Origin of the sequence: Streptomyces exfoliatus (assembly GCF_000725545.1) — a bacterium.
Taxonomy (GTDB): domain Bacteria; phylum Actinomycetota; class Actinomycetes; order Streptomycetales; family Streptomycetaceae; genus Streptomyces; species Streptomyces exfoliatus.
In genome coordinates this window covers 40,471-58,426 of sequence record NZ_JNZP01000002.1, presented here as the reverse complement: position 1 = coordinate 58,426, position 17,956 = coordinate 40,471, and the positions used below count along the sequence as shown (strand labels likewise).

Below are 17,956 nucleotides of genomic sequence, written 5' to 3'. Positions count from 1 at the left end.
CGCCCTACCCCGCGGAACGCCCCTCGACCAGCGAGGCGAGCCGCTCCAGGGCCATGCGCGTGCCGGCCTCGTTGTCGGCGGCGGGCACGGCGTCGGGAACCCCCTCGTGGACGACGAGCACGTCCGTGCCGTCGTCCATCGCGACCAGCGTCGTGGTGAGGGTCATGGCGCCCTGCAGCAGCGGGTCCGGGGTCTCGAACTCGATGACCTCGACGACGCGTTCGTCCGCGAGCAGCTCCGCGAAGCGCCCGTGGTAGGTGTCCGTCCGGGCTCCCGACTTCCCGGTGCCGTCGGCCGTGTCGTAGTGCAGGGAGACGCGGAAGGTGCCCCCTTCGCGCGCGTCGAAGTCGTGCACCTCGCAGCTCATTCCGTACGGCACCCGCCACCGCGGGATGTCCGCCGGGTCCACGAGGGCCCGGTAGACGGCCGAGGGCGGGGCGTCGATGTGGCGGGACGCGCGCGTGGTGTACACCCGTACCAGGCTAGGCGGTGCGGCGAAGGATTGCTCCCCGGAGCCGTGGACCTCCGGCCCGAAAGCCCTTGCCCCGGGCGGGAAGTCCTCGCCCCGGGCGGGAAGTCCTCGCCCCGGGCGGGAAGCCCTCGCCCCGGGCGGGAGGCCGGCTCCCCGGGCCGAAATCGCTGCGCGCCGGAGGCCGAACGCCGTACTGTTCCGCCTCATGATCACTTCTGATTCCGATCTTCCTCCGCGGCTCGGCAGCCTCACCTTCCACGGCCCTCTGTCCGAGGCCCGTGCTGCCCGCCTGATCGAGCGGCTCGCGGCCACCGAGCCCGCCGACGTGCTCGACATCGGCTGCGGCTGGGGGGAGTTGCTTCTTCGCGTCCTGGAGGCCGCCCCGGCGGCCAAGGGTGCCGGTATCGACATCAACGCGGAGGACCTGGCGCGCGGCCGGGCCCTCGCGGAGGCCCGGGGTCTCGCGGACCGCGTCGAGTTCGTCGAGGAGTCGGCGCTCGGCACCGATCGCGGCCCGGTCGACGCGATCCTCTGCCTGGGGTCGAGCCAGGCGCTCTGCGACCCGGAACAGCCGCACGACCCCGCCGCCGCCCTGCGTGAACTGCGCCGACTGCTCCGGCCGGGGGGAAGGGCCGTCCTCGGGGAGGGATTCTGGGAGCGCACTCCCACGGACGAGGAGCTGGCGGGCATGTGGCCGGGCGCGGCGGCCGGCGACCACTTCCTCCTCGGCGACCTCGTCGACCTGGCGATCGAGGCGGGGTTCAGGCCCGCGTGGATCGAGACGGCGAGTGCGGACGAGTGGGAGGACTTCGAGTCGGGGTACCGGTACGACACCGAGGTCTGGCTGGCCGCCCACCCCGACCACCCGCTGGCCGCCGAGACCCGCGAGCGGGTCGACCGGCAGCGTGCGACCTGGCTGAACGGCTACCGCCGGGTCCTCGGCATCGCCTACCTCACGCTGGTCGCCGTGGCCTGATACGGGATCCGATATCCGGATCCTGGCTATTGGATCCACATATTGGATCCGAGATACCGGATGCACGCGGTATCGCTCACCACTGCCGCCCCCGGCCCAGCCCCGCCCGCCCCGGCGCCGACAGGTGCAGAACCCGGAAGCGTTCGCCCTCGTCGGCGGGCACTTCCGGGTCTGCCCACAGGGTGAAGGCGAGCAGTTCCCAGTGGCGGGGATCCACCGCGAGGGCGGAGGCCACCACCCCGTCCCGCCGGGCGGCGCGCGCGTGCCGGGCCACCGCGTCCGCCACGGCCTCGCCCGGCGGCACCGCCTCCCCGAGCGGGGCCCTGTGACGCGTCGCGGTGCGCGGCGCCGAGGCGGCCGCGGGCCCCTCCGCGTACGACAGGCCCGTCCAGTGCTGCACCACGGGCCGGCCGAAGTCGCGCACGATCCCCTGGAAACCGGGGCCCCACAGGAAGGAGTTCATGCCCTCCGGAGTGCCCCACAGATAGAACGGCGCGTACTGGTTCACCGGCGCACCGGCCTCCCGCTCCCGGACCAGATAGGCCTTCAGGCCGAGCCCCGGGAAGGAGTCGAGCAGATGGCCCTTCGTCGCGACCCGCTCGCGGATGATCCCCATGTCGTAGGCGGCGGGGAGGGTGATCTCGTACTGCATCGCGTACACGCGCAGATGCTCCGTTTCTAGACGGCTGCCGCTGTGGCGGCGACGGCGGCGCTCGGGCCGAGCAGGGCGAGGAGACCGCGTACGGCACTGTCGAACGGCGCTGGGGAGCCCGTCGCGCGGGCCAGCACGTATCCGCCCTGCACGGTCGCCACCACCGCGGCCGCGATCTCCTCCGGATCGAGGGAGCCGCTGAACTCGCCTCGGTCCAGGCCCTCCTGGACGACCTCGGCAAGCCGGGCGCGAAGCCGGCCGAGAGCTTCGTCGACGGGGGCGCGAAGCGCGGGATCGGCGATGACCTCCGGGTCCATCGTCAGCCGCCCCACCGGGCAGCCCCGCAGGACGTCCCGCTCGCGCAGCAGATAGGCCTCGATCCGGGCGTGCGCCGAACCCTCGGCGCCCAGGACGGTCTCGGCCGCCGCCCCCAGCTCGTCGGCGGTACGGCGGATCGCCGCGAGCGCCAGTTCCTGCTTGCCGGCGAAGTGGTGGTACATGCTGCCCTGGCCCGCTCCCGCCGCCTGCTGGACGGCCTTGGGGCTGGTGCCGACGTAGCCCCGCTCCCACAGCAGCTCGCGGGTCGCCTCGATCAGCCGCTCGGGGGTGCTCATGCTCATGACCGCACTGTACATACCAGTAGGTACAGAAGAGAAGACCTCGACCGGGGGACCTCGACCGGGAGGAGAAGACCTCTGCCGGAAGGAGAAGACCTCTGCCGGCGCCCGTCATGAACACCCCCCACGCGGGCCCGGCCCGTGGGTCCTTCTCTTCCCCCTCCTCTGGGCGGCCGTCGCCGTCGGGATCGTCACCGTCGTCCGCCGGGCCGGATGGCGTCGCGGAGGCGGCTTCGTCCTGGGCCGCGCCGGTCGTACGGGCTTCGACGGGGGTCCCGACGAGAACTCGCCGAGCGCCCTGCTCGGGCGCCGATTCGCGGCGGGCGAGATCGACGAGGAGGAGTACTGGCGCCGGCGCACCGTGCTCGAGGAGCAGTTCGGCCCCGCCGCGCAGGCCAAGGGGCGCCGGGGGTGACCCCCCCCGCCCCCGACCCCCGCCCCGCCGTGACGGCGGGGCGGCCGTCAGCCCGTGCGGCCCGCCAGGACCGCGTCGGCCAGGAACGCGTCCGCAGGGACCCGCTCCGCCGGGACCCGGCGGGCCGGGGCGACGGCCTTCGCGGCGGTCACGGGTGCCAGGACCGGGTCGGGCGCGAGGACCGGGTCCGGGGTGAGGACCGGGTCGGCCGGGATGCTGAGCGGACCGCCAGGGAAGCGTCCGTGCCCGAGGAACGGACCCTCGGTCATGGAGCCGTGGACGGCCTGCCCACGGGTCGTGACCGGCACGGCCGAAGGCGGTGCCGAGAGGGTGAACCACACCACCTTCCCGTCGGCCCCGCAGGGCCGGACGCCCCAACTCTCGCTGACCGCGCCGACGATGGCGAGGCCGCGCCCGGAGGTGGCGAGCGCGTCGAGCGGATCGAGGCCCTCGCCCACGTCCTCCGGGTCCGGGCGGCCGGCCTCCGGTATGCGGGGGTCGTGGTCCCGGACGGAGACCGTGAGACGGTCGAGCAGCAGCTCGATCTCGACGGTGCACCGCTTGTCCGGCTGCGCGTGCCGGTGGACGTTGGTGAGTAGCTCGGTGACTCCGAGCACGGCATGGTCGATCAGAGCGTCGACGTGCCAATGACGGAGATGCGCGGAGACAATCCTGCGGACCTGTCCGATCCGCGACGGCAGGGCGTGAAGCTCCACCGCGTAGTACCTGCTCGGCTCGCTGATCACGGCTGCGACTCCCCGAAGTAGTCCGGAAGAAGACGAAGATTCGGATCTCACATGCGGTACAGCAGGGTGGTGACCTGAAACGGGATGTCACCACCGGTAAACCCTCGGTGAGGTGATTCCAGCGTGAACCAGTGGTGACCGCCCCGCAACTCACGGCGACGGCGGCTTCTGCCGACGCCGCCCGTCGGACGCCCTCAGCGCCGCTTGGCGGCCCGCTTCAGTGCCGCGAGGAAGCGGCCGGACTCCTCCGCCTCGCCCCCACCGGCCTCACCGCCGCCGGCCTCGCCGCCCCGCTCGTCCCGGTGCAGGGTGAGCCGGTAGCGGGTGCCGTTCACCGTCGCGACCGTCTCGTCGGACTTCGCGAACCACGGCCGCCCCGCCCGGACCTTCTCCACGGGCGCGCTGTCGATCTCGCTGCCGTAACTCGTGAGGAGGGCGAGCCGCCCGTCCTCGATGCGTACCTCGCCCGCGCGCGTCAGCGAACGCGGCCAGCGGTCGATGCGTACGCCCCTGGCGCTGAACTCGGGTTCTGACATGCCGATCCGCCCCTTTCACCCGGTTGTCGTTCCCAGTGTGCCGGGCCGCTCCCGCCCGCACCAGTGGCCCACCCTCAAGTCATCCCTATGGAGAGTCAAAGGAAACGTTTGCCCAGGTGAGAGGGGTATTGTCGGCAGCGGGGGAGTGAGCGGAAGCGACCGAGGAGAGGCGCGTATGAGCACCACGGACAACAGCGTGGCGAACCGGGCGGCCGTCGCGGCGGTGACCGTCGACGTCGACCGCAGCGATCCCGCGTACCGGTCGTGGCTCAAGGAGGCCGTCCGCAAGGTCCAGGCAGACGCCAACCGTTCGGCGGACACGCACCTGCTGCGCTTCCCGCTCCCCGAGAAGTGGGGCATCGACCTCTACCTCAAGGACGAGTCCACCCACCCCACCGGCAGCCTCAAGCACCGTCTGGCCCGCTCCCTCTTCCTGTACGCGCTGTGCAACGGCTGGGTGCGGCCGGGGAAGCCCGTCATCGAGGCCTCCAGCGGTTCGACCGCCGTCTCCGAGGCCTACTTCGCCAAGCTCATCGGCGTGCCGTTCATCGCGGTCATGCCCCGGACGACCAGCCCCGAGAAGTGCCGGCTCATCGAGTTCCACGGCGGGCAGTGCCACTTCGTCGAGGACTCGCGCACGATGTACGAGGAGGCCGCGGCCCTCGCGGAGCGCACCGGCGGCCACTACATGGACCAGTTCACCTACGCGGAGCGGGCCACCGACTGGCGCGGCAACAACAACATCGCCGAATCGATGTACCAGCAGCTGAGGCTGGAGCGCTATCCGGAGCCCGCCTGGATCGTGGCCACCGCCGGCACCGGCGGCACCTCGGCGACCATCGCCCGGTACGTGCACTACATGCAGCACGACACCCGCATCTGTGTCGCCGACCCGGAGAACTCCTGTTTCTTCGACGGCTGGACGCACGACGACCCGAACGCCACCGCGGACTGCGGTTCGCGCATCGAGGGCATCGGCCGTCCCCGGATGGAGCCGAGCTTCGTGCCCGGCGCCGTCGACCGCATGATGAAGGTGCCCGACGCGGCGAGCGTCGCCGCCTGCCGCGCCCTGGAGACCGCGATCGGCCGCAAGGCGGGCGGCTCCACCGGCACCGGCCTGTGGAGCGCCTTCAAGATCGTGGCGGAGATGGTCGCCCACGAGCGGACCGGCAGCATCGTCACCCTGATCTGCGATCCCGGCGAGCGGTACCTCGACAAGTACTACTCCGACGACTGGCTGGCCGCCCAGGGGCTCGACATCGCCCCCTACAGCGCCGCTATCGAACGGTTCCTGGCGTCCGGGGCCTGGCCGGAGTGAGCCGCCGGTCGAGCCGGCGCGCGGCGTCCCGGAACGACATCCCCACGCCCGGGCCCGCGAGGCGCAGCCCGACCCGGAACGGGGCCGCGCCGTCGGCCGCCATGGTCCACCGCAGCCGGGTGCCCTTCCCGGCGGGGGAGAGGGACCACTCCTCCGCGAGGGCGGTGACGCCGGGGGCGTTCGTGGCGTCCACCCGGTAGGCGTACCGGACGTCGGGCTCGGAGGCGAGGACCGTCTCCTCGAAGAGGATCCCGCCCCGCAGGCGGACGGTCCGGCCGGCCCCGTCACCGTTCGGGACGGCGGAGGCCACCGAGGTGAACCAGGCGGGCAGGCTTCCCACCTCCACGGCGAGCGACCGGTAGACGGCCGCGGGCGGCGCCGCGAGGGTGGCGGTGAAGACCAGACGGACGGGCGCGGATGCGGTGAAGTCGAGCTCCACCGGCCTCAGTCGGCGTGCCATGGACCGTACCTCCCCTGGACGGAAGCGAAAGGGCACCCTAGCTGACGAAGTGTCAACGGCACAGGGGTCGGGTCGCCGGGGTCCTATCCGACGGAACGGCCCCGCCCGCCCCGGGGATCGCGCAGCAGCCCGTCCACCGCCCGCCCGAACAACAGTCGCCCCGCACGCGCCAGTACGGGATCGAAGGCCCCCGGCACCCCCCGTACCGTCAGCTCCTCCGTCCACACCACCCGGGAGCCGCCGCCGGGCGTCTCCGTCACCTCGACCAGGGCCCAGCCCCGCACCACCCGGCCCGACTTCTCCAGGCGGCACGTTCCCGGCCGGCCGGCCGCCGGGGGTTCCCAGCGCACGACCTCCATCGGGTCGTCGAAGGACAGCGGGCCGACGCCCGTACGGGCCGTGAACCGGGTCCCTGCCCCGTTCGGCCCGGGCGTCAGCACCCTCGTCCGGGTCAGCGGCACCTGGCGGCCGTGCGCCGGCCAGTCCGTCAGCCGCCGCCACACTTCCTCGGGCGCCAGCGGCACCCGCCGCTCGACCCGGAAGAGGCTCACGCCTGTTCCTCGCCCGCCACCACGAGCCCCGGAAGATGTTCGAGGACCTCGGCGCGCACGCCCTCGGGCAGCCCCCGGTCCGTCACCCAGGTGTCCACCTCGTCCAGATCGGCGAACGAACTCAGGCCCACCGTGCCCCACTTGGTGTGGTCGGCGACGACCACGACCCGGCGCGCCGAACGCATCAGACAGCCGTTCGTCTCCGCCTCCGCCAGGTTCGGCGTCGAGAGGCCCGCCTCCACCGAGATGCCGTGCACCCCGAGGAACAGCAGGTCGAAGTGGAGCGAGCGGACCGCCCGGTCCGCCACAGGCCCCACCAGCGCGTCGGACGGGGTGCGCATCCCGCCCGTCAGGACGACCGTCGCCGCCCCGCGCCGCGACTCGCCCCCGCCCCCGGCGAGTCGGTCCTCGTGGAACACGTCGGCGACCCGCACCGAGTTCGTCACCACCGTCAGGTCCGGCACGTCGAGCAGGTGCCGGGCCAGGGCGTAGGTGGTCGTCCCTCCGGACAGCGCGATCGCCGCGCCCGGCGGGACCAGGGCCGCCGCCGACCGGGCGATGTCGTCCTTGGCGCTCGGTTCGAGCACCGACTTGGCGGCGAAACCCGGCTCGTGGGTGCTCGCCTCGACCACCGGAACGGCTCCGCCGTGCACCTTGGCCAGCATGCCCTGGCGGGCCAGCGCGTCCAGGTCGCGACGGATCGTCATGTCCGAGACGCTGAGGCGCCGGGTCAGTTCGTTGACCCGGACACCGCCGCGCCGCCGGACCTCGTCGAGGATCAGGGCACGCCGCTGCTCCGCGAGGAGGTTCTGGTTGTCAGTCACCGCCGGGGCCGGTCCTTCCGCAGGGGACAAGGGGATGGTCGTCGGATTCGGTGAGAACGGTGCGCGGGTGCACGACCGTCCGCGATCCTGATGCCGACGTCGCATCTTCCCACCCTGAGAGGAAGTCCCCTCAGTGTCCCCTGCCACACCCGCCCCGGAGAGCGGGGGCGCGGCGCTCGAACTCCTCGTCCACGGAGTCGGCGGAGCCACCCCCCAGGACATGCTCGACGATCCCAGGACCGTACGGGTCACCGGCGACCGCACCGCCGCCGTGTACCGGCGCGCAGAGGACACCGAGGCCGAGGACCAACCCGAGCGGTACGCGGCCCGCCCGATCCCCGAGGCGTACTGCTGGTCCAACCTCACCTCGGGCGACGGCACCCGCGCCCTGTGGCTGCTGCTCCTGCCGTTCATGGTCGCCAACCTGGCGCACTGGATGAGGCCGCCCGCCCAGGGCCGTCCGCGGCTCGTCCGGCTGTACGGGGTCCTCGTCCGGCTCGTCGCCCTCACGCTCACCGTGCTCCTGACCGCCGCGGCCTGCGAGGTCGCGCTCGACCTGACGGCCTGGCAGTGCGCGGGGACCGCCGCCTGCGCCGACACGTACTCCTGGCTCGGCTTCCTCTCCCCGGTCCGCGACGGCTGGTGGTCCCCGCCCGGCCGCCGGCTCGCGCTCGCCGCCCTGGTCCCGACCGCGCTCGTCGGTCTCCTCTGGTACCTGTCGAACCGGACCTGGAGCGCGTACGAGGCCCAGCGCCCGCCCACCGGCTACGACGCCCCCGTGGCCGAACCGGACGCCGACACGGAGACCGCCGACCGGGGCGAGGGTGCTCCCGGCCCCGGGGGGATCCGGCCGGCCCTCGGTCGTCCCGGCTTCTGGTTCGGGCGCCGGCTCGTCGCCCGCCTCAGAGCCGCCCACACCGCCGCCGGCTTCCTCACCGTCGCCGCCGCCCTCGCCACGGCCACCGCACGGCACGACGCCACCGCCCCCGGCGCCGGCGCCGTCATCGGACCGGCCCTCCAGGTCGCCGTCGCCGCCTTCCTCGTCCTCGTCGTCCTCGTCGTCTGCCGCCGCGGCCGCAGCGAACGCCGCCTCGACCTGCGCGTCGAACGCACCCTCGTCTCCTGGCTGCCCGGCGCCTCGCTCGCCCTCCTCCTGCTCACCGCCCTCTACGCCGGCTGGTCACGGCCCGGCTGGACCTCCGGCGGTGCCCTCCCCGGCAACGCCGCCTTCGGCACCCTCACCGTCGTCCAGGGCGGCCTGGTCGTCGCCCTCGGCGTGGTCGCCCTGCTGCTCCAGCGGCCCGGCAGGCACCCGCGCACCGCCCTGCGCGGACTCGGCGGCCCCGCCGTCGCCATGCTCGCCTGCGCCCTCGCCGGCGTCATGTCCGGGGGCGTCGCCCAGCGCGTCGCCGACTGGCTCGACGGCCCCGGCGCGGCCCACGGCGGCCCCCGGATCGCTCCGCCCGTGCTGCTCAGCTGGCAGGCGTCCGTCATCCCCGTCCTGCTCCTGCTGCTGCTCGCGCCCGCCGCCCTCCTCGCCGTACGGACCGTGCTCGCCGGCCGGCGGCTGCGCGCCACGGTCGAGGCCGACTACGACGCCTCCGGCGAGGGCGACCCGGTCCGTACGGGACAGATCGCCTCCGGCCGGGCGCGGGCGGCGCTCACCGACTCCGCGCCCGTCCTCGTCGGCGTGGTCTCCGGCGCCACCCTGCTGCTCGGCGCCGCCTCCGTCGCCGGAGCCTGGGCCAGCGGAAACGTTCCCGGACGGGCCTTCGACGGCGCCCACCCGGCCGTCGCGTCGCTCGCCTCCGCCACCCAGGCCCTCGGCTCCTGGATGATCGGCTTCGGCTTCCTGCTCTTCGTCACCTGGGGCCGCCGCGCCTACAAGGACGCCTCCGCCCGCCGCACCATCGGCATCCTCTGGGACGTCGGCACCTTCTGGCCGCGCGCCGCCCACCCCTTCGCCCCGCCCTGCTATGCCGAACGGGCGGTGCCCGACCTGACCTGGCGGATGAGCTCCTGGACGCGGAGCACCGGCGGCCGGCTCGTCATCTCCGGGCACTCCCAGGGCAGCGTCCTCGCCGCAGCCGCCGTCTGGCAGCTGCCGCCCGCCACCCGGGGCCGCGTCGCGCTCCTCACGTACGGATCACCCCTGGAGCGGCTCTACGGGCGCTGGTTCCCCGCGTACTTCGGCCCCGACGCGCTGCGTGCCCTGAACCGTACGGTCTCCTGCTGGAGCAACCTGTACCGCGCCACCGACCCCATCGGCGGACCCGTCAGGGTCCCCGCCGCCGACGGCAGGCCGGCCGTCGACGCCCCGGTCCTCCCCGACCCCGTCGCCTACGGCCGCACCCGCGAACACCCGCTGCCCGAACCGATCCTGGGCCACTCCGGCTACCAGGCCGACCCGGCCTTCGCGCACCGGCGCTCCGCCCTCCTCGACCAGCTGCTGCCCGCCATGCCCCGGCAGCGTGGTCCTCACGAGACCGCGGATCAGGGAAGCTCCGGCAGGTCCTCCGGGTAGAGCAGCGTCAGGTCGTCCGTGCTCGCCTCGGCGAGCGCGGCGACCCGGCCCGCGTGCCGCTCCACCATCGACTCGAACGTCTGACGCGCCGTACGGCCGTTGCCGAACGCCGGGCCCTTGGGCAGCTTCGTGAAGTACACGAGCAGCGCCTCGTCCGTGCCCGGAGCGAGCCGGTACTCGTGCTCGTCCGCCTGCTGCCCCACGATCCGCAGCAGCTCCTCAGGCTCGTAGTCGCCGAACGTGATGGTCCGCGAGAAGCGCGACGCCACACCCGGGTTGACCGTGAGGAAGCGCTCCATCTCCGCCGTGTATCCCGCGACGATGACCACCACCGCGTCCCGGTGGTCCTCCATCAGCTTCACCAGCGTGTCGATCGCCTCACGGCCGAAGTCCCGCCCCGAGTCCTCCGGAGACAGGGCGTACGCCTCGTCGACGAACAGCACCCCGCCCCGCGCCCGGTCGAAGGCCTCCTGGGTCCGGATCGCCGTCGAGCCGATGTGCTCGCCGACCAGGTCGACCCGGGACACCTCCACCAGATGCCCGCGCTCCAGGACCCCGAGGGAGGCCAGGATCTCGCCGTACAGGCGGGCCACCGTCGTCTTGCCCGTACCCGGATTGCCCGTGAAGACCAGATGGCGGCGGACCGAGGCCGCCTTGAAGCCGGCCTCCTGACGCCGTCGCCCCACCTCGATCATGTTGGTGAGGGTGCGGACCTCCAGCTTGACGCTCTCCAGACCCACCAGGGCGTCCAGCTCCCCGAGCACGTCCTGCGAGGAACGGGAGGAGGTCACCGGCTCCGGCACGGCCTGGGGTACGGCCGTCTGGACGCGCGGCGCGGGCACCGTCCCCAGGAGCCCCGCCGACTGCGTCGCCGTCAGGACCGTCCCCCCGTCGGGTACGGAGGAGCGGACCGCGCTCTCGTCGCTGGTGCAGTCCTCCGCGCTCGCACCCTCCTCGGGGAACTCGTAACCCCCGCGCGCGCACCGCTCCGTACGGCACTTGCGCAGCGTTGTACGGCAGCCGTCCGTGACGTGGAAGCCGTACCCGCCGCTGCCCGTGACCCGGCAGCCGTGGAAGGAGCCGCGGCCCTCCGCCGACACGTAGAAACCTGCCTCGGCGGGCGACGTGACCGTGCACCGCTCGATCGTCGGGTCGGCGCCCTTGGTGACGATGACGCCGGTCTGCACGGAGTCGATGGTGCAGTTGCCGAGGGTGCCGCCGCTGCCGTGGTCCCGGAACCAGGCGCCCGTCGAGGCCTCCCGGATCCGGCAGTCGTCGAGCTGCGCCGTCGCCCCGTCGCTCACCGAGACCGCCGTGTTCCGCACCTGCGACAGATCGCTGTCGACGACGTCCACGCGCGAACCCCGGTCGAGGACGAACAGCGCGTCCGGCACGTCGTGCACCCGGCACGCGTCGAGGACGGCGGTCGCCCCGTCGCTCACCCACACCGCCGGGTAGTCGCCCGTGCTGTCGTGGATCTCGCACTGGTTGGCGTCCACCCGCGTCCCCGGGTCCCACACCGACAGACCGTTGCGGCCGAAGCGGCGGACGGTCGACCGGGTCAGCGTCAGGACCGAGCGCGAGCGCAGGTCGACGGCGTTCTCCGGGACGTCGTGGATGTCGCAGTCCGACAGCGTGAGCACCGCGTCCGTGTCGAGCGTGATGCCGTCCCCCGACGTGCGGTGCACCGAGGAGTCCGTGAAGTGGGCGGTGGCGCGGGCCGCGATCTGGAGCCCGGCGCCCTTGATCTCGTACACCTCGCAGCCGACGCCCTCCAGGCCGCTGCCCTCGCCGGTCACCGCGATCCCCGCCCCGGAGGAGTGGTGCACCCGGCAGCGTTCGAGACGCGGATGCGCCCCGCCGCGCACCGAGACGCCCGCCTGCCCGGCGGACACCACCTCGCACTCCTCGAACACCCCGCCCGCCCCGTCGAGTACGGCGATGCCGACCCCGGCGGGATTGTCGACCGTGCAGCGGCGCACCGTCGGCCGGGCCGCGCCCCGCACCTCGATCCCGGCGGCCGAGCGGGTCATGATCCGCAGGTCGAGCAGCTCCGGCGTGCCGTCCTCGATGAGCAGCGCGGGCGCGGCGACGTCCTGCCCCTCGATGTGGAGGTCCTGCACGGTGACGGAGGCGCGGATCGTCAGCGGCACCCCGTCCGGCGGGGCGATCCGCACCGAGCCGACCGCGCCCTCGGGGCCGCGCAGGGTGACGGCCCGCCGCACCACGAGGTTCTCCCGGTAGGTGCCGGGCGCGACGGTGAGCACGTCCCCGTCGCCCGCGGCCTCCAGGGCGGCGGCGAGCGAGGGGTACTCACCCGTGCGGCGCCGCCACCGCGATGTGCCGGTGTGCGTCACCTGGACCGTGCCCTGTGCCATGGGTGTGTCCTGCCCCCGCCTGATGCCTCGCCGCTGATCCGATGCCCCACCGTAGCGCGCGCCGGGCCGCGGGGTTGACGGGTCGCGAGCCGGGGGTGTCTTGTCGATCATGCCGGATCAGCAAGACACCCCCTGGCCCTCCCCACGGCCTCAACTGCCGGTTCCGGTGCGGCCCCAGTCCGGGCCGGTCGCCGCCCACGCGCGGTCGAGGCGCGCGTACCGCAGCAGCACGAGCCGGCGTACGACGAGGCGGCGGACGGTCTCCACCAGGAGGCCCGCGAGGAGCGCGGTCGTCAGACCGGCGATGAACGCGTGCGCCCGCGCCGTGCCCGCCTGCATCGGCGGCGCCACCGGACGTCCGTCCCGGTCCGTCCAGAGCGGGAAGGAGGCGCCGGGTGCGGAGGTCCGCCGGGCCGTCGTCACCGTGCCCGTACGGGCCGAGCCGTCCGGCGCGGTCCACCGGGCCACCACCGAGCGGCGCCCGCTCTCCTGGTCCCCCGCCTCGGCGGTCCCCGCCGCGCTCACCGGCCGCTCGGCGGCCCGTACCACCCGGGCCGTCGTCGGGACGCGCTGCTCCTGCTGGGCGCGGACCGCGCGCTGGAGCGTGACGTCGGCGGAGGAACCGGCCGCCCAGCCGGTCAGGGGCACCACGAGACAGAGCAGGACGGCCGCGATGAAGGCGGCCCAGGCCTCGACGAGATCAGTGGTCCGGCGCAGGGGATTGTGCCGCCAGCGCCAGAGTCCGATGGCTGCGCGCACGTCGGGACCCCCTCGTCGTCACCGCTCCTTCCGACGAGTGTGCCCCGGGGCGGCGTTCCCCGCCTGCCGGGCCGGTGAAGTGTGACGGGTGCCCGGGGCCGGGCGCCGCCGCGGTCTCCGGCTCAGTCCAGGATCTTCACCTCGTCGCCGACCCGGACCGTTCCGGTGTGCTCGGGGACGAGGTTCTGGCCGAAGATGACCCGGCCGTCGTTCTTGCGGTGCCGGGCGAGGGTGCGCAGCGGCTCCTTGCCCCGCTCGGCGGTGACCTGGTTCGTGGTGGTGACGACACAGCGCCCGCAGGGCCTGGCGACCCGGAAGGTGACCTCGCCGACGGCGAGCCGTGTCCAGCCGTCCTCGGCCCAGGGCGAGGTCCCCCCGATCACGAGGTTCGGCCGGAACCGGTTCATCGGAAGGGGGCCCTCGTGGGCGTGGTCCCCCTGCGCGATGAGCGAGTTGAGGGCGTCGAGCGAGGACGTGGTGGCGACGAGCAGCGGGTAGCCGTCCGCGAAGCTCACCGTCTCGCCGGGCAGCGCGTACTCCGGGTCGACCGGCCGCCGGTGCTCGGGCGCGTCCATGTGGACGAGCCGGAAATCGCCCTCCAGGTACGCGGAGAGCCACGCGGCCGCCGTCGGGGCGGCGGGCACGGTCTCCACGAAATTGTCGAAGATCTCCATGGTGACGGTGGACGAGGGGTGCGGCACCTCGACCGTCACCGGCGGGTGGCCGGGAGCCGACAGGATGATCCCGCCGCCCGGCAGCGGCTCCGCCGTGGCCAACGCCATCCGGGGGTGACGGCGTTGGGTCACGACCTTGTCCGCCGCGTCGACGACGGCCCACCGGCGGTCCCCGGCCAGCCCCCAGGGCTGGACCTCGGCCTCCGTGGGGGCCAGTGAGCGCATGGCCTTCACCGGGTGGACGTGGACGGAGCGGAGTACAGGAGTCGGCATACGGTCATCCTGCCAGCCGCTCCGGACCCGACGTCGCCCGGTGTGCGGTGCCGGTCAGTAACCCCCGCCCTGGTAGGGACGGTTGTACGGGTCGTCGTACGGCGCGGGAGCGGGCGCGGGCCGGGGGGCAGCCGGACGCATCGCCTCGTACCCCGCGGGAGCGGGGCGGGGCGGCTGCGCGTACTGGCCGGCCTGGTAGCCGCGCGGAGCCACCGGCTGCTGCGGGATGTACGGGGCGGGGGCGTGCTGCAGGGGCACGGGGGCCATCTGCGGCGCGGGCTGCGGGTATCCGTAACCGTTGCCGTAGGAGGGCTGCGGGGTGGGCGCCGCCGGGAGGGCGGGCAGTGCCGCGGGAAGCGCCGGCAGGTAGGAGCCGCTCGTGGGGTAGCTGCTGCCGGTGTCGTAGGCGGCGGGCACTCGGATCGGGGCGATCTGAGGCGTGCCCCGCTCCGCGACCAGGGAGTCGTAGATCGGGGTGTCCGGGAAGGACGGCGCGGTGTGGTAACCGCCTCCATAGGTGGAGCGGGGGGAGGTCATGGCCATAAGTTAAGCCCACGATGTGCCGGTTGGGGAGCCCCCATCTTACGGTCATCCGATTTACGCTGTTTTTGTCGGGCTGACCTGCCAAAACAGCGTTAAAGTCTGCGTAAACAACGGGGGACCTTTTCCGTTGATCTTGAGCGCGGGAAACTCAGGATTATCGATCTATTACCGATAGTAATCACGCGACTATCAGCCGAGTTGACGCCGGACCAGCTCGTGAAAGAGACCGGTGGTGTCGGCGAGGAGTTCGGCGGGGGTGCCTTCCTGGACGACGCGTCCGTCCGCCATCGCGATCACCCGGTCCGCGTCCATGATCGTGGACAGCCGGTGGGCGATCACCACCCGGGTCGCGTTCAGGGCACGCGTCGACTCGATGACGGTCCGCTGGGCCTCGTTGTCCAGCGCGCTGGTCGCCTCGTCGAAGAAGAGGACGCGCGGCCTGCGGATCAGCGCCTGGGCGATCATCAGCCGCTGCCGCTGCCCGCCCGAGACGCTGCCTCCGCCGTCGGACAGCATCGTGTGCATGCCCATGGGCATGGCCTTGATGTCCTCCGCCAGGCCCGCCATCGCCGCAGCGGCCCACGCGTCCTCCAGGGGGTACGTCCCGGCGCCGCGGATGCAGTCGAGGACGGAGCCGGAGAACGGCTGGGCGTTCTGGAGCACGACCCCGCACTGGCGCCGCACGGCCGCCTGGTCGAGGGCCGCGAGATCCTGCCCGTCGTACCGCACGGTCCCGGAGACCGGCCGGTCGAACCCGATGAGCAGCCGCAGGAGGGTGGACTTGCCGCAGCCGCTGGCCCCGACGATCGCCACGAACTCGCCCGGCCGCACCCGCAGATCGACCCCGTCGAGCACCAGCGGACCGTCCTCGCCGTAGCGGTAGGACAGGTTCTCGGCCTCGATCGCCCCGGTCAGCTCACCGGGCCTGACGCTGGAGCCGCGCACCTCGGGCGTCGCCCGGAACACCGGCCTGATCTGCTCGAACATGGGTTGCACGGCGGCGGCCGAGAGGAGCGCGCCGGTCAGCTGCGTGACCGAGGACAGCATCATCGTGACGGCGGTGCTGAAGGTGAGGAACTCGCTCGCGGACAGCGTGCCGCGGGCGGGCCCGGCCAGGAGCGCGAACATCACCAGCGTGCACAGCGGCAGACAGACCGCGCCGAGGACCGCGAGGACGTTCTTGATCCGCCCGACGCGCCGGTGCAGTTCGCGGGTACGGGCGAACCGCCCCGCCCAGGCCGCGTAGGCGAAGCTCTCGGCCGCCGCGACGCGCAGCTTCGGCAGACCGCGCAGGGTCTGGAAGGCCTGGTTGTCGAGCTTGTTGCCGAGCAGGATCAGCTGCCGCTGGTACCGCAGCTGCCACAGCCCGAGGCCCAGGAAGACCGCGGCCGTGGCGAGCAGCAGGGCGAGCGCGACCAGGGCCAGGGGCACGCTGTAGACGAGCAGCAGCACCAGGTTGACCGTGCCGACGGTGCCCGCCTGGACGACCACGGGACCGATGCCGGACAGGACCCGCCGGATGGCGCTGACGCCCATGGCGGCACCGGCCAGTTCGCCGGTCGAGCGGCCCGCGAAGAACGTCGTCGGCAGCCGGAGCAGCCGGTCCCAGACGGCCGGCTGGAGGGTGGCCTCGATCCGGCCCTCCATCCGCAGGATCGCCGTGTTCTGCAGCAGCATGAAGGCGGCCGACACGATGCTGGTCGCGATGACCGCCACGCCGGTCTGCACGATGAGCCCGGTCTCGGCAGCGGGTACGTACGTGCCGAGCACCTTGCCCGTCGCCACGGGCACCAGGGCGCCCAGGACGACCGCCACGAGCCCGCCCAGGAGCAGGGCGCGCAGCTCCGCCCGGGTGCCCCGCAGGCTGAACCTGAGCAGCTGAGGCAGACTCAGCGGCCGGTCGGGCAGCGGGCGGTAGAACATGACGGCGCTCGGCGCGAACGCGGCCGCGCCCGCCCGGCCGACGCGCTCCCGCTCGCCCGTGGCCGGGTCGAAGGCCACGTACCGGCCGCGTCGCCACAGCAGTGCGACCGGTGTCCCGTCGGCCGCGCGGTGACCCACCAGGGGTCCGCTGTCCTCGCGCCACCAGCGGTCGCCGAGGCGGACGCCCCGGGTGCGGATCCGCGAGGCGAGCGCGATCCGCTCGACGGGGTCGGGGCACCCGGGGTCCGCGCCGAAGGCGTCGCCCGCGTCCGCCGGTTCCACGAGCGTGATGCGCGCCTCGTCGGCCACGGCCCGGCACACCGCGTAGGTCGCGTCGGCGCCCGCGCGGCCCCGGGCGCCCGGCCCACCGGGGCGGCCGATGGAGGCGAGCAGGGTGCGGTCGGCCGTGGTGCGGGCCGCCTCGCCCGCCTCGACCCCGGCCGCCGCGCGGTCCTCGTGGTCGCGTTCGAGCTGCTCGATCCAGCCGTCCAGGGCGTGCAGCAGCCGGTACTGCTGGTCGACCATGCCCTGCCAGGTCGCGGGGTCGACGAGGAGCGTGCCCGCGCCGGGGCTCTGGTGGCCCTCGTGGGCCGGGTACCCCTCGTACCCCTCATAGCCCTCGTACGCGGCCCCGTACGCGATGCTGCCCGGGGCCAGCCGCATCCAGAGGACGTCGTCGTCGCCCGTGCCGGCGGTGGAGCCGCCGTCGAGGGTGGCCTGGTACAGGACCCGCAGCCCGCGCCCGATGCCGAGCGCGAAGGCGTGCTCCAGGGGACTGGGAGGGGGCTCGGCCCGCGTCCCGTCCGCGCCCTGGTCCTCGTACCACTGGCCCTCGTACCACCGGCCGCCGTACCCCTGCTCCCCGTACGCCTGCCCTCCGTACCCGTCGTGGCCGCCGTGTCCCCGCTGCCCGTACCCCTGCTCTCCGTACCCGTGCTCTCCGTACCCCTGACCGGCGTACTGCCCCGCCGCGTACGCCAGTTCGCGCAGCTCGACGCGGCGCAGCAGGCAGCCCTGCGCGGGGCGGCCGATCAGGGTGTGCGCGGGTCCTTCGACCGGCCCCAGGAGCAGCGTGCCCGCCCCGAGACGGCCCAGGAAGTGCCACGGGCCGAGCCGTGCCGCGTCGACGGCGAAGAGGTCGAGCGCGCCGTCGACGACGAGCCAGAGGACGTGCGGCCCTTCGAGGGGGACGCTGCTCAGGCCGGCGCAGTCGACCGCCGTGCCGAGGGCGCCCAGGGCCGCCACGACCGGGTCGGGGGCGCCGCCGCCGTGCCGTACGCCGGTGGGGTCGGCGGGCGGTTGGGGAAACGTCACC

The 17,956-nt window shown here is 73.7% G+C and carries 16 protein-coding genes and 1 pseudogene; 4 read left to right on the top strand and 13 right to left on the bottom strand.

Translation table 11 applies throughout. The features are described 5' to 3' along the window. Nucleotides 1-4: 4 nt before the first annotated feature. On the bottom strand, nt 5-472 hold the full coding sequence (locus tag IO20_RS0103425) for an SRPBCC family protein (protein ID WP_030546277.1): 468 nt from the start codon (nt 470-472) through the stop codon (nt 5-7). A 205-nt stretch (nt 473-677) separates the two neighbouring features. Here IO20_RS0103425 and IO20_RS0103420 point away from each other — a divergent pair, with 205 nt between their 5' ends. After that, nucleotides 678-1,448 (top strand): SAM-dependent methyltransferase, encoded by a 771-nt coding sequence (locus IO20_RS0103420; RefSeq protein WP_030546279.1) that lies wholly within the window; start codon nt 678-680, stop codon nt 1,446-1,448. A gap of 76 nt (nt 1,449-1,524) precedes the next feature. On the opposite strand, the gene IO20_RS0103415 is transcribed toward IO20_RS0103420, so the two are convergent. Together IO20_RS0103415 and IO20_RS0103410 are read right to left on the bottom strand one after the other, a co-directional pair. Then, the gene (locus IO20_RS0103415) at nt 1,525-2,109 is read right to left on the bottom strand and encodes a DUF4865 family protein (protein ID WP_030546281.1); all 585 of its coding nucleotides are present in this window, start codon (nt 2,107-2,109) and stop codon (nt 1,525-1,527) included. 17 nt (nt 2,110-2,126) lie between these two features. Further along, the gene (locus IO20_RS0103410; protein ID WP_030546283.1) at nt 2,127-2,735 is read right to left on the bottom strand and encodes a TetR/AcrR family transcriptional regulator; all 609 of its coding nucleotides are present in this window, start codon (nt 2,733-2,735) and stop codon (nt 2,127-2,129) included. A gap of 112 nt (nt 2,736-2,847) precedes the next feature. On the opposite strand from IO20_RS0103410, the pseudogene IO20_RS0103405 reads away from it, so the two are divergent. Then, nucleotides 2,848-3,132: pseudogene (locus tag IO20_RS0103405) on the top strand (SHOCT domain-containing protein); the annotation flags it as partial. A gap of 47 nt (nt 3,133-3,179) precedes the next feature. Here IO20_RS0103405 and IO20_RS0103400 read toward each other — a convergent pair. Both IO20_RS0103400 and IO20_RS0103395 read right to left on the bottom strand, forming a co-directional pair. Beyond that, the gene (locus IO20_RS0103400; protein ID WP_051874257.1) at nt 3,180-3,878 is read right to left on the bottom strand and encodes an ATP-binding protein; all 699 of its coding nucleotides are present in this window, start codon (nt 3,876-3,878) and stop codon (nt 3,180-3,182) included. Nucleotides 3,879-4,072: 194 nt separating this feature from the next. Beyond that, nucleotides 4,073-4,414 carry a hypothetical protein gene (locus IO20_RS0103395; RefSeq protein WP_030546287.1) on the bottom strand — a complete coding sequence of 114 codons (342 nt, stop codon included), beginning with the start codon at nt 4,412-4,414 and terminating at the stop codon, nt 4,073-4,075. A 175-nt stretch (nt 4,415-4,589) separates the two neighbouring features. On the opposite strand from IO20_RS0103395, the gene cds1 reads away from it, so the two are divergent. Next, the gene (cds1, locus tag IO20_RS0103390) at nt 4,590-5,732 is read left to right on the top strand and encodes an L-cysteine desulfhydrase Cds1 (protein WP_030546289.1); all 1,143 of its coding nucleotides are present in this window, start codon (nt 4,590-4,592) and stop codon (nt 5,730-5,732) included. Here cds1 and IO20_RS0103385 read toward each other — a convergent pair. From IO20_RS0103385 to IO20_RS0103375, 3 genes are all read right to left on the bottom strand, one after another. Then, entirely contained in the window at nt 5,692-6,192 is a 501-nt protein-coding gene (locus IO20_RS0103385) for an SRPBCC family protein (RefSeq protein ID WP_030546291.1), read from the bottom strand. The two genes, cds1 and IO20_RS0103385, sit on opposite strands and share 41 nt — an antisense overlap. Nucleotides 6,193-6,275: 83 nt before the next feature. Next, nucleotides 6,276-6,743 carry an SRPBCC family protein gene (locus IO20_RS0103380; protein WP_030546293.1) on the bottom strand — a complete coding sequence of 156 codons (468 nt, stop codon included), beginning with the start codon at nt 6,741-6,743 and terminating at the stop codon, nt 6,276-6,278. Then, complete coding sequence (locus tag IO20_RS0103375; RefSeq protein ID WP_030213160.1) at nt 6,740-7,567, bottom strand: DeoR/GlpR family DNA-binding transcription regulator; 828 nt, start codon at nt 7,565-7,567, stop codon at nt 6,740-6,742. Before IO20_RS0103375 ends, IO20_RS0103380 begins: the two co-directional genes overlap by 4 nt. Nucleotides 7,568-7,700: 133 nt before the next feature. Here IO20_RS0103375 and IO20_RS0103370 point away from each other — a divergent pair, with 133 nt between their 5' ends. After that, nucleotides 7,701-10,091: a hypothetical protein gene (locus tag IO20_RS0103370; protein WP_030546295.1), complete on the top strand. Its 2,391-nt coding sequence runs from the start codon at nt 7,701-7,703 to the stop codon at nt 10,089-10,091. Here the strand turns inward: IO20_RS0103370 and IO20_RS0103365 are convergent. The 5 genes from IO20_RS0103365 to IO20_RS0103345 form a co-directional block, all read right to left on the bottom strand. Then, a complete protein-coding gene (locus tag IO20_RS0103365) occupies nt 10,061-12,469 on the bottom strand; it encodes a right-handed parallel beta-helix repeat-containing protein (protein WP_030546297.1) in 2,409 nt (802 codons plus the stop codon). The genes IO20_RS0103370 and IO20_RS0103365 overlap by 31 nt on opposite strands. A gap of 150 nt (nt 12,470-12,619) precedes the next feature. Then, entirely contained in the window at nt 12,620-13,228 is a 609-nt protein-coding gene (locus tag IO20_RS0103360) for an Rv1733c family protein (RefSeq protein ID WP_030546299.1), read from the bottom strand. Nucleotides 13,229-13,350: 122 nt separating this feature from the next. Beyond that, nucleotides 13,351-14,175: an MOSC domain-containing protein gene (locus IO20_RS0103355; RefSeq protein WP_030546301.1), complete on the bottom strand. Its 825-nt coding sequence runs from the start codon at nt 14,173-14,175 to the stop codon at nt 13,351-13,353. A gap of 54 nt (nt 14,176-14,229) precedes the next feature. Then, nucleotides 14,230-14,712, bottom strand: a complete 483-nt coding sequence (locus IO20_RS0103350; protein ID WP_030546303.1) for a DUF6643 family protein — start codon at nt 14,710-14,712, stop codon at nt 14,230-14,232. A 195-nt stretch (nt 14,713-14,907) separates the two neighbouring features. After that, nucleotides 14,908-17,955, bottom strand: coding sequence for an NHLP bacteriocin export ABC transporter permease/ATPase subunit (locus tag IO20_RS0103345; protein ID WP_031126784.1), 3,048 nt, complete (start codon nt 17,953-17,955; stop codon nt 14,908-14,910). Nucleotide 17,956 lies beyond the last annotated feature (1 nt).

Bases quoted from the DNA above. Each gene is read 5' to 3' on its own strand.
- cds1 (WP_030546289.1), top strand. From the start codon at position 4,590: ATGAGCACCACGGACAACAGCGTGGCGAACCGGGCGGCCGTCGCGGCG.
- IO20_RS0103350 (WP_030546303.1), bottom strand. From the start codon at position 14,712: ATGACCTCCCCCCGCTCCACCTATGGAGGCGGTTACCACACCGCGCCG.
- IO20_RS0103365 (WP_030546297.1), bottom strand. From the start codon at position 12,469: ATGGCACAGGGCACGGTCCAGGTGACGCACACCGGCACATCGCGGTGG.
- IO20_RS0103355 (WP_030546301.1), bottom strand. From the start codon at position 14,175: ATGCCGACTCCTGTACTCCGCTCCGTCCACGTCCACCCGGTGAAGGCC.
- IO20_RS0103410 (WP_030546283.1), bottom strand. From the start codon at position 2,735: ATGTACAGTGCGGTCATGAGCATGAGCACCCCCGAGCGGCTGATCGAG.
- IO20_RS0103385 (WP_030546291.1), bottom strand. From the start codon at position 6,192: ATGGCACGCCGACTGAGGCCGGTGGAGCTCGACTTCACCGCATCCGCG.
- IO20_RS0103420 (WP_030546279.1), top strand. From the start codon at position 678: ATGATCACTTCTGATTCCGATCTTCCTCCGCGGCTCGGCAGCCTCACC.
- IO20_RS0103395 (WP_030546287.1), bottom strand. From the start codon at position 4,414: ATGTCAGAACCCGAGTTCAGCGCCAGGGGCGTACGCATCGACCGCTGG.